The 14,659-nt window shown below is 34.6% G+C and carries 16 protein-coding genes; 3 read left to right on the forward strand and 13 right to left on the reverse strand.

Annotated features, from left to right (window positions below; genetic code table 11):
- The 3 genes from IWX84_RS02735 to msrB all read left to right on the forward strand — a co-directional run bounded on the left by IWX84_RS02735 (position 1) and on the right by msrB (position 2,295).
- A complete protein-coding gene (locus IWX84_RS02735; protein WP_196849226.1) occupies positions 1 to 963 on the forward strand; it encodes a nucleoside hydrolase in 963 nt (320 codons plus the stop codon).
- Positions 964 to 1,115: 152 nt separating this feature from the next.
- Positions 1,116 to 1,748: a peptide-methionine (S)-S-oxide reductase MsrA gene (gene msrA, locus IWX84_RS02740; protein ID WP_196849227.1), complete on the forward strand. Its 633-nt coding sequence runs from the start codon at positions 1,116 to 1,118 to the stop codon at positions 1,746 to 1,748.
- Between the two features lie 4 nt (positions 1,749 to 1,752).
- Positions 1,753 to 2,295: a peptide-methionine (R)-S-oxide reductase MsrB gene (gene msrB, locus IWX84_RS02745; protein ID WP_196849228.1), complete on the forward strand. Its 543-nt coding sequence runs from the start codon at positions 1,753 to 1,755 to the stop codon at positions 2,293 to 2,295.
- 80 nt (positions 2,296 to 2,375) lie between these two features.
- Here the strand turns inward: msrB and IWX84_RS02750 are convergent, their stop codons facing one another.
- The 13 genes from IWX84_RS02750 to IWX84_RS02810 form a co-directional block, all read right to left on the reverse strand.
- Positions 2,376 to 3,065 (reverse strand): haloacid dehalogenase type II, encoded by a 690-nt coding sequence (locus tag IWX84_RS02750; RefSeq protein ID WP_196849229.1) that lies wholly within the window; start codon positions 3,063 to 3,065, stop codon positions 2,376 to 2,378.
- A 15-nt stretch (positions 3,066 to 3,080) separates the two neighbouring features.
- Entirely contained in the window at positions 3,081 to 4,109 is a 1,029-nt protein-coding gene (locus tag IWX84_RS02755) for a glycoside hydrolase family 113 (RefSeq protein WP_196849230.1), read from the reverse strand.
- Positions 4,110 to 4,179: 70 nt separating this feature from the next.
- Positions 4,180 to 4,863: a hypothetical protein gene (locus IWX84_RS02760; protein ID WP_196849231.1), complete on the reverse strand. Its 684-nt coding sequence runs from the start codon at positions 4,861 to 4,863 to the stop codon at positions 4,180 to 4,182.
- A gap of 70 nt (positions 4,864 to 4,933) precedes the next feature.
- Positions 4,934 to 5,203, reverse strand: a complete 270-nt coding sequence (locus tag IWX84_RS02765) for a hypothetical protein (RefSeq protein WP_196849232.1) — start codon at positions 5,201 to 5,203, stop codon at positions 4,934 to 4,936.
- A 23-nt stretch (positions 5,204 to 5,226) separates the two neighbouring features.
- Positions 5,227 to 5,808, reverse strand: a complete 582-nt coding sequence (locus IWX84_RS02770) for a sigma-70 family RNA polymerase sigma factor (RefSeq protein WP_196849233.1) — start codon at positions 5,806 to 5,808, stop codon at positions 5,227 to 5,229.
- Between the two features lie 17 nt (positions 5,809 to 5,825).
- A complete protein-coding gene (locus IWX84_RS02775; RefSeq protein ID WP_196849234.1) occupies positions 5,826 to 7,172 on the reverse strand; it encodes a glycosyltransferase 87 family protein in 1,347 nt (448 codons plus the stop codon).
- Entirely contained in the window at positions 7,169 to 8,650 is a 1,482-nt protein-coding gene (locus IWX84_RS02780; protein WP_196849235.1) for a cellulose synthase family protein, read from the reverse strand. The genes IWX84_RS02775 and IWX84_RS02780 overlap by 4 nt, the downstream gene beginning before the upstream one ends.
- A gap of 1 nt (position 8,651) precedes the next feature.
- Complete coding sequence (locus IWX84_RS02785) at positions 8,652 to 9,341, reverse strand: glycosyltransferase family 2 protein (protein ID WP_196849236.1); 690 nt, start codon at positions 9,339 to 9,341, stop codon at positions 8,652 to 8,654.
- Between the two features lie 72 nt (positions 9,342 to 9,413).
- Positions 9,414 to 11,006: a 4Fe-4S binding protein gene (locus IWX84_RS02790; RefSeq protein WP_196849237.1), complete on the reverse strand. Its 1,593-nt coding sequence runs from the start codon at positions 11,004 to 11,006 to the stop codon at positions 9,414 to 9,416.
- Position 11,007: 1 nt separating this feature from the next.
- Positions 11,008 to 12,303 (reverse strand): NAD(P)/FAD-dependent oxidoreductase, encoded by a 1,296-nt coding sequence (locus IWX84_RS02795; RefSeq protein WP_196849238.1) that lies wholly within the window; start codon positions 12,301 to 12,303, stop codon positions 11,008 to 11,010.
- 82 nt (positions 12,304 to 12,385) lie between these two features.
- Complete coding sequence (locus IWX84_RS02800; protein ID WP_196849239.1) at positions 12,386 to 13,141, reverse strand: DUF6503 family protein; 756 nt, start codon at positions 13,139 to 13,141, stop codon at positions 12,386 to 12,388.
- A 64-nt stretch (positions 13,142 to 13,205) separates the two neighbouring features.
- On the reverse strand, positions 13,206 to 13,898 hold the full coding sequence (locus IWX84_RS02805; protein ID WP_196849240.1) for a TIGR04283 family arsenosugar biosynthesis glycosyltransferase: 693 nt from the start codon (positions 13,896 to 13,898) through the stop codon (positions 13,206 to 13,208).
- Positions 13,891 to 14,646, reverse strand: coding sequence for a DUF547 domain-containing protein (locus tag IWX84_RS02810; RefSeq protein WP_196849241.1), 756 nt, complete (start codon positions 14,644 to 14,646; stop codon positions 13,891 to 13,893). The genes IWX84_RS02805 and IWX84_RS02810 overlap by 8 nt, the downstream gene beginning before the upstream one ends.
- Between the last annotated feature and the right edge of the window lie 13 nt (positions 14,647 to 14,659).

Consider the following 14,659-nt stretch of genomic DNA (forward strand, 5'->3'; position numbering starts at 1 on the left):
ATGAAAATTTATAAAATACTGTTTTTTCTACTACTTACAACTGGTATTACGGCACAAACCAAAGTTTGGTTCGACACTGATATCATGATTGGAATGCCAGACAAAGAAGCTCGTGAGGTAGATGATGGCATCACACTGATTATGGCACTCAAACAACCTCAAATTCAAATTGTGGGAATCAGCAATATCACCTATGTTGATTATGGTTACGGTGTCATTAATAAAATTTTGAATTGGCACAACAAAGGAGCCGCAATTCCTGTTTATAAAGGCTCGGCTTTCGCCAATGATTTAGGAACTGAAAATGATGGGACTAGAGCGTTGTACCAAGCATTGAAAAAAGAAAAACTCACTATTTTGGCACTTGGACCAATGACCAATATTGCGACTTTAGTCAAAAACCATCCTGACATTATTCCGCAAATTGATCGTGTGGTGATTTGTGCTGCCAGAACGCCCGGATTGCCTTTTAATCCTGGCAACGGAAAAGTAAATGTATTTGATTATAACTATGAATTCGATACCGCTTCCATGGATGTATTGTTGCATTCTACTATTCCGTTAGAGTTTGCAGGATATGAGCCGAGTTCTTATACGCATATTGGGAAAATTGATTTAGCTAGTTTAGATTTAACAAATGACGCAGATAAGTGGCTGTATGATATTGTGCAACCTTGGATGGAATTGAACGAACGCTATTTTGGTGTTCGTGGATTTATACCATTTGATTGTTCGACTTTAGGTATTGTAACGCATCCGGAATATTTTACTTATTATGAAAATATACCCATAAAAGTCACCTATAAAAAGAACGATGCCTTAGCCATTCAACCAAATAAACCTTTTAAAAATTTTCTTGAGGTTTCCTATAAATTTAAAAGCCAAAAGAAGGTAAAATACGCCCGAAGAGCGTTGCAAGGATTTGAGGAAAAGATATTAGAAACGCTACGTGTAAAAAACTAACAAAACTTTAAGGTTTATTTTAAAACCAAAACTGGAAATAAGCCGTAAATTAGGAGAGATTAGGTTATAAGACGAGCACGTTTACTAGAAGATGTAAAATCAGTAGTAGCAAAGGAGTTAGTAGATTCGATAAAACAAATAAAAACAAACAAATGAAAATTAAATTAGCAAGTTACGTAGTAGTGTTGTTTACAATTATAAGTTGTAACGCGCAAACAAAGAAATTGTCATTAGAACCCAAGAAAGGGAAAGCAGTTGCTGTTTTTGCCGAGGGTTGCTTTTGGTGCAGTGAACACGTTTTTGAAGCTGTGGTAGGAGTTGACGAAGCAGTTTCTGGATATTCTGGAGGAAAAATAAAAAATCCTTCCTATGAGCAAGTGGGCGCTGAAAGGACAGGACATGCCGAGTCTGTAGCGGTCTATTATGACCCTAAAGTTGTTTCGTACAAAGAATTAGTGACTGTGTTTTTTGCCTCGCAAGACCCTACAACACCAAACCAGCAAGGTCCTGATCGTGGTTCTTCCTACCGCTCGATTGCCTTTTATAAAAATGCAGCTGAGAAAAAAATTATTGAAGACAAAATTAAGGAGCTTACCGCCAATAAAGTATTCGCAAATCCTATTGTTACCGAGGTTAAGCCCGTTTCTGATTTTTATGAAGCCGAGGGGTACCACCAAAATTATGTAAAAAACAATCCCAATCAGCCTTATGTAAAAGGGGTTTCATTACCGCGCTACAACAAGTTTATAAAAACATACAAAGGAAAATTAAAACCAAATCATTAAAATTATGAAAATATATCAGCAAATCTTACTATTACCAGTAATCGCTTTTAGCTTTATGGCATGTATGCAAGCAAATAAAACAGATAAAGAAAGCGCAGCAGTAGAAACAACTATGCAGCAGCAACCCGCATTATCATTGACGGATACCTCTTTGAAGAAAGTTATAAAAACGGATGCACAATGGAAAAAGATACTCACGGACAAACAATATAATATTTTGCGAAAAAAAGGAACGGAGCGTCCTTTTCAAAATGAATTTAATGAGAACCATAAAAAAGGAAACTATTTTTGTGCGGCATGTAAATTGCCTCTTTTTGCTTCTGAAACAAAATTTAATTCAGGAACAGGATGGCCTAGTTTTTATGCTCCTATAAACAAAAATAGAGTTAAAGAAGTGGTGGACAAAAGCATGGGAATGGTGCGTGGCGAGATTGTATGTGCGCGTTGTGAAGGGCATTTAGGACATCTTTTTGACGATGGACCTCAACCAACTGGATTAAGATATTGTATGAATTCTGCAGCGATGTTATTCAAAGAGTCTAAATAAATAGTGGTTAAACATTTAATTCAAAAAAGGGAGATTGTTTCAGGTGAAATAATCTCCCTTTTTTGTTATGTATTGTTAAGTTATTCGCTATAGAAAGCAACTAATTGTTGTGCCATCGCTAAAATATCATTAGCCTGAAAATTTGGCTTGTTGGATAAAGTGTATAATGATTGCCCTTCGCGGGCAATGAAGCCAGTAGATAAGCCAGCATGTGAGGCACCCGCTATGTCCCAACCATGTGCTGCAATCATTAGCATTTCTTGGGGAGTTGCCGCTAGTTTTTTTGCCGCCCATAAATAGGTTTCTGCTTCTGGTTTGTATTTTTTAAGACTATCGATGCTTAATGCTTGCTCAAAGTAATCGGTTAAATTTGAATTGAGTAACTGTTGTTTTAGCGCTTGTGGTGGGGAATTGGTCAATGTAACCAATCTAAAACCATGATCCTTCAAGAGCTTTAATCCTTTCTCTACATCTGGGTAAGCTTGTAATGTTAAAATTGTTGAAAGGGCTTCTTTAATTTCATCCTCATTAACTTTTTTATTCATGGAGGTAGCTGCCATCGCTAATGTAGCTGCTGCAATTGTACCAAAGTCATGATACTCATTAATGCTATTCGATACAGTGGAGTAGAGCAGTAACATTCCAAACCAGATTCGGAATCCCTGCTCATTACCAAGTAGTGTATTAATGGACTTTTTTAATGGACTCATGTCTAGTAAGGTCTCATTTACATCAAAAATTATTACGGGTTTACTTTTTTGTATCGTCATTGCTTAAATTTTAAATTATTTGTACCATTTTTTAATGGTTTGTAGCGCGGGTTTTTCCTGCGGAGTATAATCAACACTATTTCTTTTTTCTTTATGATAAGCATCCGCATACCATTTCCAAGCATAACCCCCAGCAAACCAAGCCTTTTGTGTTAAGGTTTGAAATAAGGATTCATACGCATTGGCCTGCGCCAAATTATTAATGCTATTTTGATTTTCTGTCCAAGGTTCTTTGGCTGCTTGATCAGAGTTGCGATAGCCAAACTCTGTAAAGAGTATTTTCTTGCTTGTTTTTGCTTGAAGCTTTTCCATTTTTATAATGTATTTTTTCCAAGCTTCATTAAGATCAGATACTGCGGGGGTTTTAGCGTCAGACAAAGGAAAATAGGCGTCAATCCCGATGTAATCCAACTCATTCCAAAATGGTACTTTGTCAAAATCATCCCAATTTGCGGCATAGGTTAGTTTTCCGGAGTATATTTTTTTAATTTTCTGAATTAGCTGCAACCAGTATTTAGGTCGTTTTTCAACGGAATTTCCTAATTCAGTTCCGAAACAAAAGAGTTCGATGTTTTCTTTTTGGGCTAGTTTGGCAAAATCAAGAATATATTTCTCATAATCAGATTCCCATTTTTTCCACTCGGCATCCGTTGAAAAATCTAAATTCCCTGTATAAAAATTGTGGTTTATCCAAAGATGAGGTTTTAGCATTACTGTCATTTTATAATCATGGGCGATTTGATTACTAGCTTTGATTCCTTCGGTTCTTTCTCCCCACCATTGTCGTTTATTATTGTAGTGGACCGAGGCATCATCTACATCAACAAAAGCGTATGGAATTAAAGATATCGAATTAATATGATTCGCTGTCAATTCATCAAAAGTGGTGTTTTTTAATTCCTTGATTGGCGCGACCAAATTCATTCCTTTATATTCTAGTTTGGTTTTATCAGGTGACTCGGTAGTAGTAGAGGAGTGATAGAAAGAATATCCGCTCACAATTATCAATAAAAGTAGAGCTAGTATAAAAAAAGCTTTTTTCATAACAGTAAAGTTAATTATTAAAAAAGGGAATACTAATTTCTACATGAAATTTAAGATTTTTTTGCAGGTTTTAAAATCGGTTTATTTTTTTACGGAGTACCAAATTCCTTTTTAAAATAAATTTCACCGTTTGTATTAAAGCTAATAACAAGAAAAGAATCATAAAAATAGGGTTAAGGTAAGTACTCATTTTGATATGATTTGCTACTATTAAAAATTGTCCAACATGCGCAAAAACAAACATCCCTAAACTAGTTCCCAGAAGAGCTCCTAGGACAAATTTATTGTTAGTCATTTTATTGGTATCTAGTTTAGCCGTTCTAAAAAGGTAGATATAAATTCCGGACCAATAGGGCCACTGGATAAAATTTAAACTATTTAAAAATAGTGCTAAAAGAAAAGGATATTGTGCCAGTTTAAATTGAGATACATTACTATTTTCATGATTATCTGTAGTAGTAATGAAGTATAAGCCAATTGCTAAAAGGAATATAATGGTGAAAAGGTCAATGAGTAACAGTAATTTTTCTTGATTAACGAGCCAGCGCGCTATTTTATTTACTGTTGTCAGTACAAAGTATTGGATAGAAATAATTCCTAGAATAAAGGCGAGTGATGCCCAATTTCCTTGTTCCAATAAAATTTGTAAGCTGATAACGTTGATGTATCCTAAGGGTAATGCACCAATTAAACTGATTAAAAAACCTAGTAAAAGCGAATTCTTTTTGGAAAGTAAGTCAGCAATCATTTTCATGTTTTTATACACTGGTTTCTAATAAAGGTATAGACACGATTATTACTAATTCCTGACAAATTAAAATAGCTTAGATTTTTTTAATCTCTTCAATAATTTTATTTTTCTTGTCCTCGTCTAATGTTGAATATTTTTTGTAGGAGTCAGTTGCAAACCATTTCCCTATGAGGTCTTCGAGTAATTTGGATTGTTTTTCATAAGCATTGCAAGTTCCACACATGGCTTTGTGCGCTTGTAATTGCACTTTTTCTTTTAAAGTCAAAGGAGTGAACATTTGTTTGTCGATTAACTCTGTTGTCTTTTTGCAGGGTCTCAACAATATTCTCATTACTGTATTCATTTTCTTCGAATATTAAAGTTTGATTAAACCCATTTTAATTCTAGACATTTTTTTAAAAGTAGCTTAGATCGATGAACAATCTGCCAATAATTAGACGCAGTAATTTCTAATTCCTGACAAATGGTTTCTGTTTTTTTTTCGCTTAAATATTTGGAGGTTACGGCTAATTTCCATTTCTGTGGCAGGTCTTCCATACATGCTTCCATCACCGAATTAAAATCAGGATTGTCTAATAATTCCTCTTCTTGTTCCCAAACGGCATTGATATCATTCGTTTTCCAGCAGCCATATTTATTGAAAAGTCCATCAGAAATTTCATAACCACTATTTTCGGTCAAACTGAAGTTTTTCTTTGTAGTTCGCGCAGTCAATCGGTAATAGTCAATCACTTTATTGTTGAGTATAGAAAACAACCAGGTCTTTGGTTGGCTTTTTCCTTGAAAACTATCTATTTTATGAAATGCAGCCAAGAAAGTATCCTGTACCAGATCTTCGGCAACTTCTTTGGAAGAAGTTTTAAAAAATGCCCAAGAATAGAGTTCATCACTAAATTGATTGACCCATTGCTCTAAAACGGATTTTGAATTTTCTTTTATCAGGTCCATTAATTTTGCCTATTTGGTTAAAAATCCAAATATACTCTTTTTTCCGACCTTAAAATCTTACTTTTTTCATAAAAAAGGAAAAGGAAAACCGTACTATATTCGATAGCAATTAACCAATAATTTTCCGAGAATTCGGTTTTTGAGTAGGCGCTATAGCTGAGAATTATTGTGTAGCTCCATAAAAGAGGGTATTTGTAGGATGTAAAAACACCAATCAAAATAAGGTTGATTACATACCAGGGATGCACTGTCGTGGAAGTGAAAAAATAGACAGTCAAAACTAATAACATGCTGTTGAACAGTGTGACACTATTTTTGTTTTTCTCTTTTAAACCTTGGAAAGCAATATAAGCAACCATAAAAACAGGAATGATTTTTCCACTGATATGAATGATGTTGTATCCAGTTATCCAGAAACCAATCTGACGGATAATGTAATAGATACTGGCGTTGAATTCAAAATTAGTAAACCACAATCCAATGGTTTCGCTATAATTCTGAATTAATTCTTTCGAAAGAAAGGGGAGGAAGAGCAACACATTTACACCAATAACAATAGTGTAAAACCAAATAGCCTTTTTCCATCCTAATTTTCTAAAATAGAGAGGCAAAAGTAATAATGGGAGCAATTTCACAGAAATAGATAACGCCAAAATTAAGGCAGCTAATTTCCATTTATTTTGATCTAATAGGTACATTGCGCAAACAAAAAAGAAAAGCATGATTCCTTCAAAATGCAAATTGCCGGTTAGTTCTATAATTATCAATGGATTTAATATATACCAAAAAATACGGTGCTTCTCCATTCCTAAGCGGACAAGTAATTTACCACCAAAATAAAACGTCCCAAAATCGGCAGCAATAATAAGGAGTCGCATACCTATTGCTGTTACCAGTATAGATTGCTGACTAAAAAAGGCCGCAACAGCAAAAAATAATTGGTTTACGGGTGGATAATTAGAATAATGTCCTGCGCTCAAACTTCCCATTCCTTGATACAATTCATCGGCATTCGGAATAATAAAGGTGCTTTGATTGATTAAGTCTTTCGGCAACTGCAAATAGGGATTTATATTTTCAAGGATAAGGTTTCCATCCCATATAAAGCGAAAATAATCTTGAGATAAATTGGGTAAAGACAAAAGAAAAACCAAGCGAAATACCATTGCTGCTCCAATTAAAAAAGGGAGATTGTCTTTCTGCAATTTTATAATTTGATAAAAAGAGACAAACAAAAAACTATAAGAAAGCAGTAAATAGAGGAAATCGGTTCGTTTTAAAACATAAGCGATATAGGCATAGATTAGAGTGCTTAATGCTAGAAAGCCATAGGACTTTATGTTCTTTGAAGAATTCAAACTCATTTATTGATTTGTATTGATTTGACAAATACAAAACTAAAACCGAGGAAAAGCATTAAATGTAAAGCAATCAAGCTGTAATCATTTAATCGAAAAGCACTATACATCGCAAAAATAAAGTAGAGGATCAATATTCCTTCAACAATGATGTTTTTTGAAATAGTATCTGAAATATAGCTATTCTGTTTCCATTTTTCTTTAAATCCTTCGATATTCAATTTTGGAGTACGCACGAATTCGCTTTTCTTACCCCACAAACCTTCTAATACTGCGATGGAGTTGTGAAATGAAAATCCCATAGCGATGGTATAAAATGTGATGAATAAAGCAATATATGTTAGAAAATTTTTAAAACCGCCTCCATGAATACTTTTGTATGTCGCCCAGTAACTAATAAAAAAGAGGATGGACGTAATGACAAAAAAGACTAACAAGTCAAAAACTTTTTCAAATTGCGAGAACTCATTTTTGATATACAACATAGGTACACTTAAAACGGCCATTGTAAAAATAGCCAGAAACATAGTGCTGTTCAATAAATGCAACATTCCATGAGCTTTTGTTTTGAATCCAATAGATTTTGATTGTAGAACGCGAGTGGCATTCTTGCTAAAATTTTCGGCGCCTCCTTTATTCCACCTAAACTGTTGGGATCGGGTGGCACTAATAATAGCAGGTAATTCAGCAGGTGTAACTACATTTTCTAGATATTTGAATTCCCAGTTTTTTAACTGAGCGCGATAACTCAAATCCAAGTCTTCGGTCAGGGTATCACTCTCCCAGTTCCCCGCATCAAGGATGCATTGCTTTCTCCATACTCCAGCAGTTCCATTAAAATTGATGAAATGCAATTTAGAATTTCGTCCCACTTGTTCTAAAGTGAAATGAGCATCTAAAGCAAAAGCCTGAATCCTTGTCAAAACCGAATAATTGCGGTTCAGGTGTCCCCAGCGGGTTTGAACTACTCCAATTTTTGGATTTTTAAAATAAGGAATCGTTTTATAAAGCCAGTCTTTTTGAGGGACAAAATCAGCATCAAAAATAGCGATAAATTCTCCTTTGGCGCTGTCCATACCTTCCTTCAAGGCTCCTGCTTTAAAACCGTTTCTTTTGGTGCGTCTAATGTGCTTTATGTCCAGTCCAGACTCTGAAATTTGCTGGATTAATACTTCTGTTTCTAGAACACTATCGTCAGTGCTGTCATCAAGAACTTGAACTTCTAATCGGTTTTTTGGATAGTCCATTTGTGCGATTGTAGTTAATAAGCGTTCCACTACATACTTTTCGTTAAAAATAGGAAGTTGAATGGTTACATAGGGAACTTCGCTGGCATTTGAAAGGTCATATTGTATAGACTGATCAGTACTCTTTTTACTTTTTAAATAATTCAGCAGTAAGTTAAAATTGGCTAAACTATAGAAAAATAAGAGCAAAATCGAAATGCCATATAGAATTACAATAATATAAGTAAGTAGTAACATATTATTTAAATGCGTATTTAAAAATCCAGCCTATTATTTTTATTCCAGCCATAATGCTTCCTTTTAAAGTACCTGATACTTTTGAAACTCCTATTCTATTTTTGTAGCGTACAGGAATTTCTACGTAAGACATTTTTTGTTTTAGAACTTTAAGCTGCATTTCGACTGTCCATCCATAGGTTTTATCTTCCATATGTAAGGCGACTAATTTTTCATATTTAATGGCTCTAAAGGGACCTAAGTCAGTAAATGTAGCATTAAAAAAGTTTTTCATTAACGTTGTTGCCAACCAATTTCCAAAAATCTGCTGTGGTGTCATCGAATGTTTTTCCCTTAGATGGGCTACTCTGGCACCAATAACAAAATCAATACTATCATTCACGATGGGAGCAATGATTTGAGTTAATTCCTCCGGATAATCAGAATAATCTCCATCCAAAAAAACAATAATATCTGGCTTCTTTTCTAGCTGAGCAATGTATTCCATTCCTTTGAGACAAGCATAACCGTACCCTTTTCTATTTTCAGATAGTACTGTCGCTCCAGCATTCTTCGCTACATGAATCGTATTATCTGTAGAATTATTGCTGATAACAATTATTTCCGAAACGCTGTTAGGAATATCTTTAATGACATGCCCTATGGATTTTTCTTCGTTATAAGCAGGAATAATTACTTTGATGTTCTTCATATTGTGTTTTGAGTCTTTTTACATAAAGACTGATTACTTGGGCGAAAATAAGGATAAAAAAAAAGGAGATACTTATTTTTGGTTAATTAAATCCATTAAATCGACATCGTTTCCTAGCAGAATTTCATTCGAATTGATTCGGCCTGCTGGTGTATCATTTTCTAATTTCAATACTCCTCTAGGACATACTGCCGCACATATACCGCAACCTACGCAGGAAGAACGAACAATGTTTTCTCCTTTTTCAGCGTAACTGCGAACATCAATCCCCATTTCACAATAAGTAGAACAATTACCGCAAGAAATACATTGACCACCATTAGTAGTTATTCTAAATTTTGAAAATAATCTTTGTTGTAAACCTAAAATTGCAGCCATGGGGCATCCAAAACGACACCACACCCGATTTCCAAAAATAGGATAAAATCCTACCCCAATTACGCCACTAAAAATCGATCCTATTGCGAATGCATACCATTCTCTTAGCGAATTAGTATTTATGAATAATATGTTTTCATTCCCCGAAAAGTAATTAATTAATATAGCACCAATAATGATAACCATTAGGGTCAGTAGCGTGTATACCGCATCAGTATCCAATTCTTTTCTTTTAAATATATAAATAGCACTTGTGAATAGCGATAGAAATACTACCACCCCCCAAATGAATTGATTGCGGGTTACTAAACTCAATTCAGGATTTGTAGATAAAAAAGAATAGATCACTGCAATTGTCATAATCAGAGAAAAAGCCAAAACAGAATGAATTAACCAGCGCTCAATTTTCCAGGATGTTGCAGTCTTACTGGATAGATGTCTAAAACTATCTCCGGCAGTTTCGGCCAGACCACCGCAACCACAAACCCAAGAACAATACCAACGTTTTCCATAAAAATAGGTCAGAATAGGGGAGATGATAAAAATCATAGCTATCCCGAATAGCAACATGAACATGCCTAAATTGCCTCCTTGAAGCATATTCTTTAAATGCCAGTCATTGAAAAAATAATAATTTAGTGGCCACATGTTTTTCAAATCCTTGGCAAAATAAGCTTTCTCAGGATTCAATTTTTCGAGTATTTCAGGAATTAAGAAAGCAAATCCCAACTGAAAAAACATAACCGAAATCGTACGTACTAACTGATACTTATTATGAAGGTATTTTAAAATAAACTTATAGCCCAATCCCAGAATGGCAACGGTATATAATGTTCCGTACACAAACCATTGGCTAGCTGCTTTTCCATTTAAAATGTAACTTAAAGGATCAAAAAACCCAACAATTCCAGTGTTTGTTCCGCCGTCTTGATTCAGTCCTAAATATTTTGGAAACCAGTACAATACAATATAAAAAGAGGTTAGTATAATGCCCGTCATCCAAGCCCAACTTCCTTTATTAGTAAAGTTTTTATGCCACACGCCGTTGTTTTTTATTCCCTCTGGTTGGTTCAGGTAAGTTCTATTGGCATAGACAACAATTCCGGTAAAAATGGCAACGATAGATCCTGCTAGCCAAAATCCTTTATTAGGGAAAGAAACATTAAATAAGGCTAATGTCATAATGAAGAGGCCTAGTAACCCAAGTGTAATACCTAATTTCTGGATTCCATCAATCTGCTGGTTCTCGTGAGAGGCGATGGATATATTTTTAACTGATTTGCTCATTTTATATTGTTTTTACACTAACGAATTGGCTAATAAATTGCTTTTGGATTTCTTCGGTATGAGAAGTAAATAATTCTGGGTCAAAATTAGCTTCAGCCAAATGATGAATAACATAATCTACCTTTTCTTTGTTTGTCAGGACTTTGTCAAAGAACTCGTGACGCATCCGTATCCCAAAAGTATTGATTCCTAAAAAAGTTCGTTCTTTTTTGTCAAATGAAATCCGGATTGCTTTTTTACCCGATTTATGTTCCCAGTAGAACTGTTCCTCATCCTCTTTGGCTTTAGCCCAAACCCATCCATACGTTTGATATTCAATGTCTAAAAACTTAGCCGAATTGAACCAATGCCCCGGCTTATATGCGGTCCGAGTGCCGGTTAATGTTTGTGCCAATACTTCTCCCATCATGCGACCAGTATACCAAACGGCTTCTATTGGTCGGCGTAAATCAATGGCTTCATGCTGTTCTGCACAGTCTCCTATAGCGTAAATATCCTTGATATTCGTTTCTAAGAAACGGTTTACTTTCACTCCTTTTCCTAATTCTATTCCGGAATCTTTTAAGAAATCAATGTTTGGTGAAACACCAGTTGTTAGACCAACAATCTCGCAATCAATAGTTTCTCCTTTATCCGTCACGACTGCTCTGGCATGTCCTTTTTCATCCGAAAGAATTTCGACCAAATTAGTATCTAATCTTAAATCGATATGATGTTCCAGAATATGGCGGTTGATCATTTGGCTTTCGCCGAAAGGCAAAACACCGCCCCAAAAACTTTTTTCACGGACCAAAAAAGTGACAGAGATATTGCGGGAACGCAACATTTCGGCTAATTCGATACCAATTAAACCACCACCTACTATAACAGCGCGTTTAGTGGAAGGTGCCCAATTCTCTAAAGCTTCTAAATCCTGTTTATGGTAGAGACCAGTAACACCTTTTAAATCTTGTCCTGGCCATCCAAATTTATTGGATTTTGATCCAGTGGCAATTACTAATTTATCAAAAGCAATTCTTTCTTTGCTCAGTAAGACAATTTCTTTTGAATCAGGAACTACATTCGTAACTAATCCTTGAACGAGATCAATCTTATTTTTTTTCCAAAAATCATTTTCATAGGATTGCGTGTGCTCAAACTTCATGTGTCCCATAAACACATACATCAAAGCGGTACGAGAAAAGAAAAACTCAGTTTCAGAAGAGACAATAATAATTTTTGAATCCGATTTTTTTCGAATGTGACGCGCAAGCGTAACTCCCGCAATTCCGTTACCTATAATGACAATACGTTCCATATTAAATGAATTTGTTCGTTATATTTTCAATAAAAAGCTGCACCATCGACTTTTAAAGTTAGACATTTAAAATTAAACTACTCTATTTCATTTTAAAGTTAGCTCCAGGCGTAAAATAATCCGTATCCGCTTTAACAAATTTGATATCGGTTAGCGTTGCATGTCCTAATTCATCGGTAAGACCTTTTCCATCTTCCCATCCCCAGAAAACCCATTTTGTCGCCATAGGAATACCATCCACTTCTTTATATTCTAAATACTGAATCGCATGCGGATTTTTTTCAGCGGCTTCTTTACCTGCTTTTATGGTTACAATATAAGCTGCTTTTTCCAGTAATTTTGTTGTTTTATCAGCATAAACCACGTACCAATCATCTGGCGCATCGCCAGTTCCTCTTTTAAATGTTAACTTTTCAGTCAGGTAATTTTTCTGATTTTTTTCTTTGTTATCATACTTATTCCATATCGTTCCTGGATCAGTCAATTTATAAGGAAAAAGGAAAAAATATTCCCAGGTGAAAGCATCAAATCGAACAGATTCTTCATTTGGAATTGTTGAAGAATAGAACACTTTATCTTTATCAAAAATAATTTTCGCACCATTTTTATACTCAATTACCCCTTTAGTAGAATTGGTAAGAATAGTAAATTTGGCCTCCATTCTTTCTTTTCCGCCAAACTCTAATTTTAAATTAAACTGCACCGCTTCTTTAGTTAAAAAATCTTCTTTATGGTGCGCCTCTTCAACTTTGACTGTAAATTCTGAGTTTTCTTCATTTGATTTACATCCAATAAGTATAAAAATGGAAACTATTAAAACGAGGGCAATTTTTTTCATCAGGAACTATTTAATTTTGTAGTCGTTGTTTTTAAGCTGTCAAATTTGTTTTCGAAAGATAAGCTTACAGGATATTTTTTTTATAATACTGAAGCATACTTTCAGTAGAGTGACCTAATCTGCGTTTAAGATGAATGATACTAAAATGGTATTGTAAACGCCAAACCCCATTTTGCTGATATCTCCGAGCCGAAGTAATTACATAATCAGGAAGTACGACAAATTGTTTTTTAGCGTAAAGCCTAGTAATAATTTCATTATCTTCATAAATGATAAAATGCTCATCAAAGCACTTTATTTCTTTAAATAATTGTTTAGTGATAAACAGCGACTGATCCCCGCCACGGCAGGAAATATGATTGAATCGAGTGAACCATTGAGAAATCATTAAAACAGGATGTCTATAATCAAATTTCATTCGGAAACAGCCTGCTAGATTTCCCTTTTGAACTGCATCATTTATAATGCGGTCAAATTGCTGCGGGGGTAAACTATCACAATGCAAAAAATAAAGAATGTTTCCTGTTGCCGCTTTGGCTCCTGCATTCATTTGTATGGCTCTCCCTTTTTCTGCTTGGATTATTTTTACATTGGAATTAGTTCTTATTTTTTCTTGCGAATCATCCGTGCTGCAGCCATCAACAAAGATTATTTCGATTGACTCTTTTTGAAATGTTTTATTTTCAAGATGTGATAGCAGCTTGATGATGCTGTTTACTTCATTATAAATGGGTATTATTATCGAAATTTTATTCATTCAAACTCCAGTTGTATTCCTTGTAATTTACTTTTGCTTTACTACTAATTTTAACGGTACTGTATTGATTTAAAAAATCAATAAGCGTCCCTTTTTTCTTAAAGTCACCTGAGAACCAATCAAATATTTTTGAAATGTCAATTTTGTTTGCAGTTATAGTGTTCTTTGTTTTGTCATTAATGAAACTTTTTGCAGAAGCGGTTAATTGCTGGTCTAATTTCGCTTCAGTATAGGCTTCATTTAGTAAATTTGGACAAGAAAAAGAAGCGCAATTGATAGCAAAATGAATTCTTGGTTCGTCCATTTTTCGAAGTATTTCATGTTCGATTTCTTCTAAACTGTATTTTTTGTTTCCTAAAGAAAAGAACTTTTTACCCCATGGATCATTGATGTCCTTGATGCTTTTGGTTGGATAATTGTCTAAAATTAACTTCACAGTATAGGCATTGTAAGCATTTATCCAATAGGAAAGTGTAGCGTTTTTAGACCACGATTTTGCTGGAACATTTGCCGATAGCTCATTAAGATACCCTTGCAGTTGGTTGCTGTCTTTTTGAAAGGCTTTATAATTTACTTTTCCGTTTTTAGAAACGTTCTTTTGCAATAAGGCATTCCATTTAGCATGATTCATAGTCTGTTCGACCGCTGTAGTAGTTTGGTATGCTGCAGTTGGAATTTCAGTATTATTTTTATTTTTTCCACAAGAAAGCAGTGGCAAAAGGAGTAGGGCTAAAAAATATTTTTTCATGGGTACTATTTTT

Source organism: Flavobacterium sp. CG_9.10 (assembly GCF_015752245.1).
Lineage (GTDB): Bacteria > Bacteroidota > Bacteroidia > Flavobacteriales > Flavobacteriaceae > Flavobacterium.